At 56.9% G+C, this 13,146-nt stretch carries 18 protein-coding genes; 14 read left to right on the plus strand and 4 right to left on the minus strand.

Going from position 1 to position 13,146, the window contains the following annotated elements:
• Positions 1–36: 36 nt before the first annotated feature.
• From KGP22_RS18445 to ruvX, 6 genes are all read left to right on the plus strand, one after another.
• Positions 37–534, plus strand: coding sequence for a SprT family zinc-dependent metalloprotease (locus KGP22_RS18445; RefSeq protein WP_025757721.1), 498 nt, complete (start codon positions 37–39; stop codon positions 532–534).
• 94 nt (positions 535–628) lie between these two features.
• Entirely contained in the window at positions 629–1,336 is a 708-nt protein-coding gene (gene endA / locus KGP22_RS18450; protein ID WP_115876242.1) for a deoxyribonuclease I, read from the plus strand.
• 51 nt (positions 1,337–1,387) lie between these two features.
• Positions 1,388–2,119, plus strand: a complete 732-nt coding sequence (gene rsmE / locus KGP22_RS18455; RefSeq protein ID WP_149367659.1) for a 16S rRNA (uracil(1498)-N(3))-methyltransferase — start codon at positions 1,388–1,390, stop codon at positions 2,117–2,119.
• Positions 2,120–2,138: 19 nt separating this feature from the next.
• The gene (gshB, locus tag KGP22_RS18460) at positions 2,139–3,086 is read left to right on the plus strand and encodes a glutathione synthase (RefSeq protein ID WP_149367658.1); all 948 of its coding nucleotides are present in this window, start codon (positions 2,139–2,141) and stop codon (positions 3,084–3,086) included.
• Positions 3,087–3,173: 87 nt separating this feature from the next.
• Entirely contained in the window at positions 3,174–3,734 is a 561-nt protein-coding gene (locus tag KGP22_RS18465; RefSeq protein ID WP_020883695.1) for a YqgE/AlgH family protein, read from the plus strand.
• Positions 3,734–4,150, plus strand: coding sequence for a Holliday junction resolvase RuvX (gene ruvX / locus KGP22_RS18470; RefSeq protein WP_149367657.1), 417 nt, complete (start codon positions 3,734–3,736; stop codon positions 4,148–4,150). Before KGP22_RS18465 ends, ruvX begins: the two co-directional genes overlap by 1 nt.
• A gap of 10 nt (positions 4,151–4,160) precedes the next feature.
• On the opposite strand, the gene KGP22_RS18475 is transcribed toward ruvX, so the two are convergent.
• Complete coding sequence (locus KGP22_RS18475) at positions 4,161–5,141, minus strand: type IV pilus twitching motility protein PilT (protein WP_149367656.1); 981 nt, start codon at positions 5,139–5,141, stop codon at positions 4,161–4,163.
• Positions 5,142–5,158: 17 nt separating this feature from the next.
• On the opposite strand from KGP22_RS18475, the gene KGP22_RS18480 reads away from it, so the two are divergent.
• Genes KGP22_RS18480 through hemW form a run of 5 tightly spaced genes read left to right on the plus strand, consistent with a single transcriptional unit; the run spans position 5,159 to position 8,473 of the window.
• The gene (locus KGP22_RS18480; RefSeq protein ID WP_111963225.1) at positions 5,159–5,860 is read left to right on the plus strand and encodes a YggS family pyridoxal phosphate-dependent enzyme; all 702 of its coding nucleotides are present in this window, start codon (positions 5,159–5,161) and stop codon (positions 5,858–5,860) included.
• 21 nt (positions 5,861–5,881) lie between these two features.
• Positions 5,882–6,448, plus strand: coding sequence for a YggT family protein (locus KGP22_RS18485; protein ID WP_111963226.1), 567 nt, complete (start codon positions 5,882–5,884; stop codon positions 6,446–6,448).
• Entirely contained in the window at positions 6,445–6,741 is a 297-nt protein-coding gene (gene yggU, locus KGP22_RS18490) for a DUF167 family protein YggU (protein ID WP_023309131.1), read from the plus strand. The genes KGP22_RS18485 and yggU overlap by 4 nt, the downstream gene beginning before the upstream one ends.
• A 3-nt stretch (positions 6,742–6,744) precedes the next feature.
• Positions 6,745–7,338: an XTP/dITP diphosphatase gene (locus KGP22_RS18495; RefSeq protein WP_149367655.1), complete on the plus strand. Its 594-nt coding sequence runs from the start codon at positions 6,745–6,747 to the stop codon at positions 7,336–7,338.
• Positions 7,331–8,473, plus strand: a complete 1,143-nt coding sequence (gene hemW / locus KGP22_RS18500; RefSeq protein ID WP_223580468.1) for a radical SAM family heme chaperone HemW — start codon at positions 7,331–7,333, stop codon at positions 8,471–8,473. Before KGP22_RS18495 ends, hemW begins: the two co-directional genes overlap by 8 nt.
• Positions 8,474–8,646: 173 nt before the next feature.
• Here hemW and KGP22_RS18505 read toward each other — a convergent pair whose 3' ends face one another.
• Genes KGP22_RS18505 through trmB form a run of 3 tightly spaced genes read right to left on the minus strand, consistent with a single transcriptional unit; the run spans position 8,647 to position 10,465 of the window.
• The gene (locus KGP22_RS18505) at positions 8,647–9,363 is read right to left on the minus strand and encodes a DUF2884 domain-containing protein (RefSeq protein ID WP_008499762.1); all 717 of its coding nucleotides are present in this window, start codon (positions 9,361–9,363) and stop codon (positions 8,647–8,649) included.
• Positions 9,364–9,419: 56 nt separating this feature from the next.
• Positions 9,420–9,746 (minus strand): YggL family protein, encoded by a 327-nt coding sequence (locus KGP22_RS18510; RefSeq protein ID WP_003862421.1) that lies wholly within the window; start codon positions 9,744–9,746, stop codon positions 9,420–9,422.
• Positions 9,746–10,465 carry a tRNA (guanosine(46)-N7)-methyltransferase TrmB gene (gene trmB / locus KGP22_RS18515; protein ID WP_025912470.1) on the minus strand — a complete coding sequence of 240 codons (720 nt, stop codon included), beginning with the start codon at positions 10,463–10,465 and terminating at the stop codon, positions 9,746–9,748. The genes KGP22_RS18510 and trmB overlap by 1 nt, the downstream gene beginning before the upstream one ends.
• Positions 10,466–10,609: 144 nt before the next feature.
• Here trmB and mutY point away from each other — a divergent pair, with 144 nt between their 5' ends.
• From mutY to mltC, 3 genes are read left to right on the plus strand one after another with little or no spacing between them, the layout of a single operon-like run.
• Positions 10,610–11,662, plus strand: coding sequence for an A/G-specific adenine glycosylase (gene mutY, locus KGP22_RS18520; RefSeq protein WP_223580469.1), 1,053 nt, complete (start codon positions 10,610–10,612; stop codon positions 11,660–11,662).
• A gap of 26 nt (positions 11,663–11,688) precedes the next feature.
• Positions 11,689–11,961: an oxidative damage protection protein gene (locus KGP22_RS18525; RefSeq protein WP_023309138.1), complete on the plus strand. Its 273-nt coding sequence runs from the start codon at positions 11,689–11,691 to the stop codon at positions 11,959–11,961.
• A 56-nt stretch (positions 11,962–12,017) separates the two neighbouring features.
• Positions 12,018–13,094, plus strand: coding sequence for a membrane-bound lytic murein transglycosylase MltC (gene mltC / locus KGP22_RS18530; protein ID WP_111963230.1), 1,077 nt, complete (start codon positions 12,018–12,020; stop codon positions 13,092–13,094).
• Positions 13,095–13,146: the final 52 nt, after the last annotated feature.

The following is a 13,146-nucleotide window of genomic DNA, read 5'->3' on the forward strand; positions in this document are numbered from 1 at the left end:
TGCACCTCCCCGCTTCGCGCTTTATGCTGCGCCCCTATGAAAGCACCCCGTCTCCCCATCGCCATTCAGCAGGCCGTTATGCGCAGCCTGCGGGAAAAGCTCGCCCAGGCGAACCTGAAGCTCGGTCGCAACTACCCTGAACCCAAAATCGTTTATCAGCAGCGTGGCACCGCCGCCGGTACCGCCTGGCTCGAGTCGTATGAGATCCGCCTTAACCCGGTGCTGATGATGGAAAACCAGCAGGCGTTTATCGACGAAGTGGTACCGCACGAGCTGGCGCATCTGCTGGTGTGGAAGCACTTCGGGCGCGTCGCCCCCCACGGAAAAGAGTGGAAGTGGATGATGGAGGCGGTGCTCGGCGTTCCGGCGCGTCGTACCCACCAGTTCGAGCTGGAGTCGGTGCGCCGCAATACCTTCCCCTACCGCTGTCAGTGCCAGCAGCACCAGCTTACCGTCCGTCGCCATAATCGCGTGGTGCGCGGCGAGGCGACCTACCGCTGCGTCAAATGCGGCGAGCCGCTGGTTGCGGAATAATCATCTGAACTTTCAGGAACTTTCCTGATCTGACTGATTGCATACAGGAACAACATTCGTTACGTTGCGGGCTCGTTTTGACACGGAGTGTAAGATGTCCCGTAATTTTTCTCTCGCGGTCGCCTTTCTGACGACGGCGCTCTCAGGCCATGCTCTGGCCGACGGTATCAACAGTTTTTCCCAGGCCAAGGCCGCAGGCGTGAAGGTGAACGCCGATGTGCCGGGCGATTTCTACTGCGGCTGTAAAATTAACTGGCAGGGTAAAAAAGGGGTCGTTGACCTTGAGTCCTGCGGCTACAAGGTGCGTAAAAACGAAAACCGCGCCAGCCGTATTGAATGGGAGCATGTCGTTCCGGCCTGGCAGTTTGGCCACCAGCGCCAGTGCTGGCAGGATGGCGGACGTAAAAACTGCGCCAAAGACCCGGTTTACCGCCAGATGGAAAGCGACATGCATAACCTGCAGCCCGCGGTGGGCGAAGTGAACGGCGACCGGGGTAACTTCATGTACAGCCAGTGGAACGGTGGCGAAGGCCAGTACGGCCAGTGCGGTATGAAGATTGATTTTAAAGAGAAAGTCGCCGAGCCCCCTGCCCGCGCGCGCGGCAGCATTGCCCGTACCTACTTCTATATGCGCGACCGTTACGATCTCAACCTCTCCCGCCAGCAGACGCAGCTGTTCAACGCCTGGGACAAGCAGTATCCGGTGACGGAGTGGGAATGCCAGCGCGACGACCGTATCGCCAGAGTCCAGGGGAATCACAACCCTTACGTCCAGCGGGCTTGCCAGGCGCAAAAGAGCTAACCTACACTACGGCAATTCGCTTATATCGCATGACACATGGAATTTCTGACTATGCGCATTCCCCGCATTTACCACCCTGAACTGATTACCACAGGCCGCGAAATCGCCCTGTCTGATGACGCCGCCAACCACGTTGGCCGCGTGCTGCGCATGGGCGCCGGTCAGGCAATCCAGCTGTTCGACGGCTCGAACCAGGTGTTCGACGCCGAAATTACGCGGGCAGATAAAAAAAGCGTACACGTGAACGTCCTGCGCGCTGAAGTGGATGACCGGGAATCACCGCTGCACATTCATCTGGGCCAGGTCATGTCGCGCGGTGAGAAAATGGAGTTCACCATTCAGAAATCCATTGAACTGGGTGTAAGCCTCATTACGCCACTTTTTTCTGAGCGCTGTGGCGTTAAACTGGACGCGGAACGTCTGAACAAAAAGATCCAGCAGTGGCAGAAAATTGCCATTGCGGCTTGCGAACAGAGTGGCCGGAACCGTATTCCGGAGATCCGCCCGGCGATGGATCTGGAGGAATGGTGTGCAGAAGAGGACAGTGGGCTGAAGCTCAATCTTCATCCGCGCGCCAGCGCCAGCATCAATACGCTACCGCTGCCCGTTGAGCGCGTTCGTCTGCTGATTGGCCCCGAAGGCGGCCTGTCGGCGGACGAAATTGCGATGACGGCACGTTACCAGTTTACTGATATTCTGTTGGGACCTCGCGTTCTGCGCACTGAGACAACGGCACTCACGGCCATTACCGCGCTACAGGTACGGTTTGGCGATCTGGGTTGAAGCATTAACGGAGAAGAACATGATCAAGCTCGGCATCGTGATGGACCCCATCGCAAACATTAACATCAAGAAAGATTCCAGCTTCGCCATGCTGCTGGAAGCGCAGCGTCGCGACTATGAACTCCACTATATGGAGATGAACGATCTTTACCTGATCAACGGTGAAGCCCGCGCCCGCACCCGCATCGTTAACGTCGAGCAGAACTACGACAAATGGTACGAATTCGGCACCGAGCAGGACATTGCGCTTGCCGATCTCAACGTCATCCTGATGCGTAAAGATCCGCCATTCGACACTGAATACATCTACTGCACCTATATTCTCGAACGCGCAGAAGAGAAAGGAACGCTGATCGTCAACAAGCCGCAGAGCCTGCGCGACTGTAACGAGAAGCTCTACACCGCCTGGTTCTCTGACCTGACGCCGGAAACGCTGGTGACCCGCAGCAAAGCTCAGCTGAAGGAATTCTGGCAGAAGCACGGCGACATCATCATGAAGCCGCTGGACGGCATGGGCGGTGCGTCGATTTTCCGCGTGAAAGAGAGCGACCCGAACATTGGCGTGATTGCCGAGACCCTGACAGAGCTGGGCACGCGTTACTGCATGGCGCAGAACTATATTCCGGCGATCAAAGACGGCGACAAACGTGTTCTGGTCGTGGATGGCGAACCGGTTCCTTACTGCCTGGCACGTATCCCGCAGGGTGGCGAAACCCGTGGTAACCTGGCAGCCGGTGGCCGAGGTGAGCCACGCCCGTTGACCGAAAGCGACTGGGAAATTGCCCGTCGCGTTGGCCCGACGCTGAAAGCCAAAGGCCTGATCTTCGTTGGCCTGGATATCATCGGCGATCGTCTGACCGAAGTGAACGTCACCAGCCCGACCTGCATTCGTGAAATTGAGGCTGAATTCCCGATTTCGATCACCGGAATGCTGATGGACGCTATCGAAAAACGTTTACAGAAATAACCTAACAATACTATTAGTGACAGCGCCTGTGTTTGTCCCCATACTGGGCGCTGTCGCTTTTTAAACCAGGAAACAGTACCTCTGACAATGAATTTACAGCATCACTTTCTTATTGCCATGCCTGCTCTCCAGGACCCGATTTTTCGCCGCGCCGTGGTTTATATTTGTGAATACAATGAAGACGGCGCGATGGGTATTATCATTAATAAACCGCTGGAAAATCTTCAGGTTGAAGGAATTCTGGACAAGCTGAAAATCTCGGCTGAAGAGCGCCTGCCGGAAATACGGCTTGATAAACCTGTGATGCTGGGCGGACCTCTTGCAGAAGATCGCGGTTTTATCCTGCATACGCCGCCGGTGTTCTCTTCCAGTATTCGAATTTCGGATAACACCGTCATCACCACCTCGCGTGACGTGCTCGAAACGCTGGGTACCGCAGAGCAGCCTTCTGAAGTGCTGGTGGCGTTGGGCTATTCGTCCTGGGAGAAAGGCCAGCTTGAGCAGGAGATCCTCGATAACGCCTGGCTTACCGCGCCTGCGGACATGAATATCCTGTTTAAAACCCCCATCGCCGATCGCTGGCGTGACGCGGCGAAGCTGATTGGTATTGATATCCTGACCATGCCTGGCGTAGCGGGGCACGCCTGATGAGCGGAACACTTCTGGCCTTCGATTTTGGCACCAAAAGCATTGGCGTCGCCGTGGGGCAGCGCATCACCGGTACCGCGCGTCCGCTTACTGCCCTGAAGGCCAACGACGGTACGCCGGACTGGAATCTCATTCAGCGCCTGCTCAAGGAGTGGCAGCCGGATGACGTGATTGTTGGGCTGCCGCTGAACATGGACGGTACCGAACAGCCGCTTACCGCCCGGGCGCGAAAGTTCGCCAATAAAATTCATGGCCGCTTTGGCGTCTCCGTTAAGCTTCACGACGAGCGTCTTAGCACCGTCGAAGCGCGTGCGGGTCTGTTTGAGCACGGCGGCTTCCGGGCGCTCAACAAAGGCAGCGTGGACTCCGCTTCTGCCGTGATTATCCTCGAAAGCTATTTCGAACAGGGCTTTTAAGCACGGGGGCCTACAGCCGCCCCTGCGCCCGTCTCTCCGCCAGGCTCTGGTCAAAGTTCTGCATTCCTGCCTGCAGACCGGTTTGGATGATGCCGGGCAGTTGCCACGTTTTCCCTTCACGAATAAGATTTGCCGCCGCAGCGGTGTTCACCAGCAGTTCATACAGCGCGACGCGCCCGTCCTGCAGATCGGGAAGCAGCTTCTGCGCCAGCACTGCCCGGAGGCTGCCGGCCAGCTGGTTACGCACCGGATCTTTCTCCTGCGCCGGGAACGTATCGACCAGCCGTTCAATCGCCTGCGATGCCCCGCGCGTATGCAGCGTCGCCAGCACCAGATGCCCGGTTTCCGCCGCGGTTAGCGCCAGGCGGATCGTTTCGCTGTCGCGCAGCTCCCCCAGCAAAATAACGTCCGGATCCTGGCGTAAGGCACTGCGCAGCGCGTCGGCAAATGACGGACTGTGCTGGCCAATCTCCCGCTGCTGGATCAGGCAACGCTCGCTCTGGTAGATAAACTCCACCGGATCTTCAAGCGTGAGGATATGGCCGTCAGTATGGTGGTTGAGAAAATCAACCATCGCCGCCAGCGTAGTGGATTTGCCGCTGCCGGTCGCCCCGGTGACCAGAATCAGCCCGGCGTCATTGGATAACAGTTCCGGGATTGCCCGCGGCGCGCCCAGCGTAGCGAGTTGTGGACAGGTACGCGGCAACAGACGCAGCGTCACAGAGACACCGCGCATCTGCTTAAAGGCACTCCCGCGCAGACGCTGGCCTCCCGTTACCGTCGCGGCAAAATCCACCTGTCCATTTGCCCACCATGTTCCCTGCTGCTCATCGTTGAGCCACGCTTTTAACAACGCCCTGACGTCAGGAGGAGGAAACGGTGCCGGTTCAAGGCGGCCCGTTCTGCGCCAGCGGGGTGGCGAATCACTGCACAGGTGTAGATCGGAGACGTTATGCTTTACACTAAGGGCCACAATTTCTTCCACATCCATAGACTACTCCTCGGAAAATGAACGACATTGCGCATAACCTGGCACAGGTCCGGGACAAAATCTCAGCCGCCGCAACGCGTTGCGGCCGGGCTTCAGAAGAAATTACGTTGCTTGCAGTCAGCAAAACCAAGCCTGCGAGCGCCATCGCAGAAGCTATTGACGCAGGCCAACGCGCGTTTGGTGAAAACTACGTCCAGGAAGGCGTGGATAAAATTCGCTACTTCCAGGAACAGGGGAATACGGATCTGCAGTGGCACTTTATTGGTCCACTGCAGTCGAACAAAAGCCGTCTGGTGGCGGAGCACTTTGACTGGTGCCATACCGTTGACCGTCTGCGCATTGCGACACGCCTGAACGACCAGCGTCCGTCAGAGATGCCAGCGCTTAACGTGCTGATTCAAATCAACATCAGCGACGAAAACAGCAAGTCCGGCATTGCGCTGAGCGAGCTGGATGCGCTGGCAGCCGAAGTGGACGCCCTGCCGCGTTTAACCCTGCGTGGTTTGATGGCAATCCCGGCGCCTGAGTCAAGTTATGAAAGGCAGTTTGCCGTGGCACAGCAAATGGCTGTAGCATTTGAGGCGCTTAAAGCGCGCTATAACACGGTAGACACGCTTTCTCTGGGCATGTCGGATGATATGGAAGCCGCCATCGCGGCAGGCAGCACTATGGTGCGCATCGGCACGGCAATTTTCGGTGCGCGCGACTACTCAAAATAATAAGGAAACCTGAGGAACGCCATGAAGACGTTGACTTTCCTGCTCTCAACTGTGCTTGAGCTGTATACGATGGCGCTTTTGCTGCGCGTCTGGATGCAGTGGGCCCGCTGTGATTTTTACAATCCGTTCTCGCAGTTTGTCGTGAAAATCACGCAGCCTGTTGTCGGACCGCTGCGTCGTATTATCCCAGCGATGGGTCCCATCGACAGTTCGTCTCTGCTGGTGGCGTTTATTCTGAGCGTTATCAAAGCGATTGTGCTGTTTATGGTCATCACCTTCCAGCCGATTATCTGGATTGCTGCGGTCCTGATTTTAATCAAAACCGTCGGTCTGCTGATTTTTTGGGTGCTGCTGGTCATGGCCATCATGAGTTGGGTAAGCCAGGGCCGTAGTCCGGTAGAATATGCGCTGATCCAACTGGCCGAACCGCTGCTGCGCCCGATTCGCAACCTGCTGCCTTCGATGGGCGGTATTGATTTCTCGCCGATGATCTTGGTACTGCTGCTCTATGTGGTCAACATGGGGATCGCTGAGCTGCTGCAGTCCACGGGCAATATGCTGCTGCCGGGGCTGTGGATGGCGCTATGAGTGCAGTAAGCACCTGCGCTGACGGGCTGGTTTTGCGGCTGTATATTCAGCCCAAAGCCAGCCGTGACGGTATTGTTGGGCTGCATGGCGACGAGTTAAAAGTCGCCATCACCGCCCCGCCGGTTGACGGCCAGGCGAACGCGCATCTGACCAAATATCTGGCAAAACAATTTCGCGTCGCCAAAAGTCAGGTCATCATTGAAAAAGGTGAACTTGGGCGACATAAACAGGTAAAAATCCTTAATCCGCAATCTATCCCGACGGAAGTCGCGGCACTGAAAGAACAGGACTAAACCATGCAGAAAGTTGTTCTCGCGACCGGCAACGCCGGTAAAGTGCGCGAGCTGGCCTCGCTATTAAATGATTTTGGTCTGGACGTGGTCGCCCAGACCGATCTTGGCGTGGATTCCGCCGAAGAGACGGGGCTGACGTTTATCGAAAACGCGATCCTCAAAGCACGCCATGCCGCGCAGATTACGGGCCTGCCCGCGATTGCCGACGACTCCGGCCTGGCCGTAGACGCCCTTGGCGGCGCGCCGGGGATCTACTCTGCGCGCTATTCTGGCGTTGACGCTACCGACCAGCAGAATCTGGAAAAGCTGCTTGTCGCCCTTAAAGACGTACCGGACGAACAGCGCTCCGCGCAGTTCCACTGCGTGCTGGTCTATATGCGTCACGCGGAAGACCCTACTCCGATCGTCTGCCACGGCAGCTGGCCGGGCGTGATTACTCGTGAAGCGGCTGGCAACGGCGGCTTTGGTTACGATCCGATTTTCTTTGTCCCGACCGAGGGCAAAACCGCTGCGGAACTGACCCGCGAAGAGAAAAGCGCGATATCCCACCGTGGACGCGCGCTGAAACTGTTACTGGAAGCACTGCGTAATGGCTAATTTGCCGCCTCTGAGTCTTTATATTCACATCCCGTGGTGCGTGCAGAAATGCCCGTACTGCGATTTCAACTCGCACGCGCTGAAGGGCGAAGTGCCGCACGATGACTACGTTGCGCATCTGCTGGCCGACCTGGACGCCGATGTACCTTACGCACAGGGACGTGAAGTTAAGACCATTTTCATAGGTGGCGGTACGCCGAGCCTGCTGTCAGGCCCGGCGATGCAAACGCTGCTGGACGGCGTACGTGCGCGCCTGAACCTGGCAGCGGATGCTGAAATCACGATGGAAGCCAACCCCGGTACCGTTGAGGCCGACCGTTTTGTCGACTATCAGCGCGCTGGCGTTAACCGCATCTCCATCGGTGTGCAGAGCTTTAGCGAGCCGAAGCTAAAACGTCTGGGGCGCATTCACGGCCCGGAAGAGGCGAAGCGCGCGGCAAACCTGGCGACCGGTCTGGGCCTGCGCAGCTTTAACCTGGATTTGATGCACGGCCTGCCGGATCAGTCGCTGGAAGAGGCGCTGGACGACCTGCGCCAGGCGATCGAACTGAACCCGCCGCACCTGTCGTGGTACCAGCTCACCATCGAGCCCAACACCCTGTTTGGCTCGCGTCCGCCGGTGCTGCCGGATGACGACGCGCTGTGGGATATCTTCGAGCAGGGTCACAGGCTTTTAACCGCTGCGGGCTATCAGCAATACGAAACGTCGGCGTATGCGAAGCCGGGCTATCAGTGTCAGCACAACCTGAACTACTGGCGTTTTGGCGACTATCTCGGGATTGGCTGCGGCGCGCACGGCAAGGTGACCTTCCCGGACGGGCGTATTCTGCGTACAGCCAAAACCCGCCACCCGCGCGGGTATATGGAAGGCCGCTACCTGGAGCGTCAGCACGACGTCGAGGCGGCGGATAAGCCGTTTGAGTTCTTTATGAACCGCTTCCGCCTGCTCGAAGCCGCGCCGCGCGCGGAGTTTGCGCTGTACACCGGGCTGCCGGAATCGGTGATTCGCCCGCAGATCGACGAAGCGCTGGCGCAGGGGTATCTCACGGAATGTGCGGAATACTGGCAGATCACCGAGCACGGCAAACTGTTCTTAAACTCCCTTCTCGAGCTGTTCCTCGCCGAAGAATCCTGAAGGCTGATTCAGAATTTTACATCCCGTTCTGCCGGCTGAGGGAAAGGTTGGCAGAGCGTGGGGATGATCGACCTGAAGAAACAGTCGATCACCATGGGTAAAGGATGTTAAAAAGTGTTCACCATGTCCCCGGACCGTACACCCTGAAAGGGAGAGGTTAGGGTTAGGGGACCTTACTTCAGCGTCCCCACCAGCGCCTTACGGCTGTCTTCCAGCGACACCACGCGTTTACAAACGTCTTTGCCGAACTGCTGGAAATCATCTTCCTGGTTTTTCCACTCGTTCTGAATGGAGGTCTGCAGGCCGCCCAGACTGCCCAGCACGCCCTGCAGCGGGTTACCGCCGCCTTTCAGCACTGCTTTGGCGCCCATCTCGTTGATGCTGTCCTGCAGGATGCCGCCCATCGCCTGGTTCACCAGCTGCTGCCCGTCAGCACGGACCTGATCGATCGCCTTATAGTGGAACGTCAGGCCATCGGAGCGCGTCTCGATAATACGGTTCATCTGCTCTTTAAGCTGCTTGTCCAGCTTCGTCAGGCGGGTGCGCATGTTGCTGCTCTCCCCCACCTCTTTGGTGATGATCTTATCCAGCGCCACGCGGCTCTTTTCGACGCGCGTCAGGGCACCTTCATTAATCCACGGCAGCGCGGTACGCAATTCGGACTGGTAGTCTTTCGCCTGCTCGCGCTGTGCGGCAGTCAGGTTATACTGCTTGCCGTTATAAGTGACGTTCCCTTCTGGCGTAATCACCAGATTGCCGTTCTCGCCTTTGACCTGCACGGTTTGCGGGCTTAACACCACGTCATCACGCGGGGTGACGCTACATTGATAATCCGCATGGGCGGTGAATCCGGTTGCCATCAAAGCAACGGCCAGCAACGTTTTGCGCATCTTAAACACTCCCTCAGACAAAACGGGCCAGCTAATGCTGGCCCCTTACTGCTTAATTAGTCCCACCAAACGTCGAAAAGTTCGCTGACGCGGACATCTTCGAGCTTGTGGTCTTCAAGCCACTTACGTACCAGAGCCTGATGTTCTTCGGTGCATTTACCCACTTCCTGGGTGCAGATCAGACCTTCCCAGGCCAGATAGCCGCTACCGTCGAAGGCCAGTTTGTTTGGCTCGATCACCTCGTTGATGAACGCATCCACGTCCTGATCGATCTGCTCAACGCTGGTGCCTTCCGGGAAACGCCACGCAACGGAGAAGCCCACTTCCTGGAATTCTTCGATGTGCATCTTTTTACGCAGACGACGGCTACGATTCTTTGCCATTATTTCACCCTCTCGAACATTAAGTCCCATACACCGTGACCAAGACGATGGCCACGCTGTTCAAATTTCGTTACCGGACGCGATTCCGGACGCGGTACATAGTCGTTGCTCGCAGACTGGTTTTTGTAACCGTCCAGCGACGACATCACTTCCAGCATATGTTCCGCATACGGTTCCCAGTCGGTCGCCATATGGAAGACACCGCCCAGCTTCAGCTTGCTTTTAACCAGCTCGGCAAACGGCGCCTGAACGATACGGCGTTTATTATGACGCGCTTTGTGCCACGGGTCAGGGAAAAAGAGCTGAACCATGGTTAAAGAATTGTCAGGAATCATTTTGTGCAGCACTTCCACCGCGTCGTGACACATCACGCGCAGGTTCTCAACGCCCTCTTCGTGGGCCGTTGCCAGACACGCGCCCACGCCCGGCGAATGCACTTCGATACCGAGGAAGTTCTGCTCCGGGCGAGCTTTCGCCATGGTCACCAGCGAGGCGCCCATACCGAAGCCAATTTCCAGCGTGACCGGCGCGTCGCGGCCAAACAGCTCGGCAAAATCCAGAGGCTGCTCGCTGAACTCAACGCCCATCACCGGCCAGTAGTTGTCCAGCGCGTGTTGCTGACCTTTTGTCAGGCGGCCCTGACGACGGACAAAGCTGCGAATACGGCGCAGCGGGCGACCGTTTTCATCAAATTCCGGTGAAATGACGTCGTTTTTCATAAAAGAGTTGTCTGCTTGTGAGAATGTTCGGGAAACGGGCATTATCCAAAGTTAAGGCTTCTATGCAAGCATGGGAAAGATCCGGTTTACAGCAGATTGACGCTGTGCTGCAATCTGCGTCCCTGATTATGCGAATCGATGACCATGCAAGCCTCTCAATTTTCAGCCCAGGTGCTGGACTGGTACGACAAATACGGGCGTAAAACCCTTCCCTGGCAAATTGAAAAAACGCCTTACAAAGTATGGCTCTCCGAGGTGATGTTGCAACAAACGCAGGTCGCCACGGTGATCCCTTACTTCGAGCGTTTTATGGCGCGCTTCCCGACGGTGACCGATCTGGCCAACGCCCCGCTGGACGAGGTGCTGCACCTGTGGACCGGTCTTGGCTATTACGCCCGCGCGCGTAACCTTCACAAGGCTGCACAGCAGGTTGCCACGCGCCACAACGGGAAGTTCCCGGAAACCTTCGATGAGGTGGCCGATCTCCCCGGCGTCGGACGTTCAACCGCAGGCGCTATTCTCTCCCTGTCTTTAGGCAAGCATTTCCCGATCCTCGACGGCAACGTGAAGCGCGTGCTGGCGCGCTGCTATGCCGTCGACGGCTGGCCGGGGAAGAAGGACGTTGAAAAGCGTCTTTGGGAAATAAGTGAAGCGGTTACTCCGGCTAACGGCGTCGAGCGTTTCAACCAGGCGATGATGGATCTCGGCGCAATGGTCTGCACGCGCTCAAAACCAAAATGCGAACTCTGCCCGGTGAATAATCTCTGCGTGGCGTATGCCAACCACTCATGGGCGCAGTATCCGGGTAAGAAACCCAAGCAGACGCTGCCGGAGCGCACCGGCTATATGCTGCTGATGCAGCACGGTGACGAGGTCTTCCTCACCCAGCGTCCGCCGAGCGGTCTGTGGGGTGGTCTATACTGCTTCCCACAGTTTGAAGATGAAGACTTGCTGCGTGAATGGCTTAAAAAGCGCGGGATTGCTGCCGATAACCTGACGCAGTTGACCGCGTTTCGCCACACCTTCAGCCATTTCCATCTGGATATTGTGCCGATGTGGCTTCCCGTGTCCTCCTTCGCCTCGTGCATGGATGAAGGCACCGCTCTCTGGTATAACTTAGCGCAACCGCCATCAGTCGGACTGGCGGCTCCCGTGGAGCGCCTGTTACAGCAATTACGTGCCGGTGCAATGGTTTAGCATCGACAAGAAAAAGAGGAATGAGTATGGCCAGAACGATTTTTTGTACTTTCCTGCAGCGTGACGCTGAAGGCCAGGATTTCCAGCTTTATCCGGGCGACCTGGGTAAACGCATCTACAATGAAATCTCCAAAGAAGCCTGGGGACAGTGGCAGAAAAAGCAGACCATGCTGATCAATGAGAAGAAACTCAGCATGATGAACCCGGAACACCGCAAGCTGCTTGAGCAGGAGATGGTGAGCTTCCTGTTCGAAGGAAAAGACGTGCACATCGAAGGCTATACGCCACCGGAAAAATAACAGCGTGCGGGGGAAACCCCGCCGTTAAAGCAAACACAACACGCACTCCCGGAATGATGAAAAAACTTTTAGCGCTAGCCCTTGTTGCGCCGTTGCTTGTCTCGTGTTCGTCAAAAAAAGGCGAAGATTACAACGAAGCCTGGATCAAGGACACCAACGGTTTTGACATTTTGATGGGGCAGTTTGCCCACAACATCGAGAACATATGGGGATTTAACGAAGTTCTTATTGCCGGACCTAAGGACTACGTTAAGTACACCGACGCCTATCTGACCCGTAGCCACATCAACTTTGATGAGGGGACGATCACGATTGAGACCATCGCAGGCACGGACCCTGCGGCACGACTCCGTCAGGCGATAATCAAAACCCTGCTGATGGGTGACGATCCTGGCTCTATCGATCTCTACTCCGATGCCGACGATATCACCATCTCGAAAGAGCCGTTCCTGTACGGCCAGGTCGTCGATCAGACCGGCCAGCCGATCCGCTGGGAAGGCCGCGCCACGAAATTTGCCGACTACCTGCTGCAGACGCGCCTGAAGAGCCGCTCTAACGGTCTGAAGATCATCTATAGCGTCACCATCAACCTCGTCCCGAACCACCTCGACAAGCGTGCGCATAAGTATCTGGGCATGGTTCGTCAGGCCTCGCGTAAATACGGCGTGGATGAGTCGCTGATCCTGGCGATTATGCAGACCGAATCCTCGTTTAACCCGTATGCGGTAAGCCGTTCCGATGCCCTGGGGCTGATGCAGGTTGTGCAGCACAGCGCCGGTAAAGACGTCTTCCGCGCGCAGGGTAAATCCGGCACGCCGAGCCGCAGCTATCTGTTCGACCCGCAGAGCAACATTGATACCGGCACGGCCTATCTGGCGATGCTGAACAATGTCTACCTCGGCGGCATAGACAACCCGACGTCACGCCGCTATGCGGTGATCACCGCCTATAACGGCGGCGCGGGCAGCGTGCTGCGCGTCTTCTCAAATGACAAAGTGCAGGCCGCGAACATCATCAACAGCATGGCGCCGGGGGATGTCTACTCTACCCTCACCACCCGCCACCCGTCTGCGGAATCCCGTCGCTATCTGTATAAGGTGAATACGGCGCAGAAGAACTACCGTCGTCGCTAAAAAACAGCCACTCACCCTGCCCTCTCCCCTTTGGGGTGAGGGCATCAGGCCG

The organism is Enterobacter sp. JBIWA005, from assembly GCF_019968805.1.
In the GTDB taxonomy this organism is placed as follows: domain Bacteria; phylum Pseudomonadota; class Gammaproteobacteria; order Enterobacterales; family Enterobacteriaceae; genus Enterobacter; species Enterobacter vonholyi.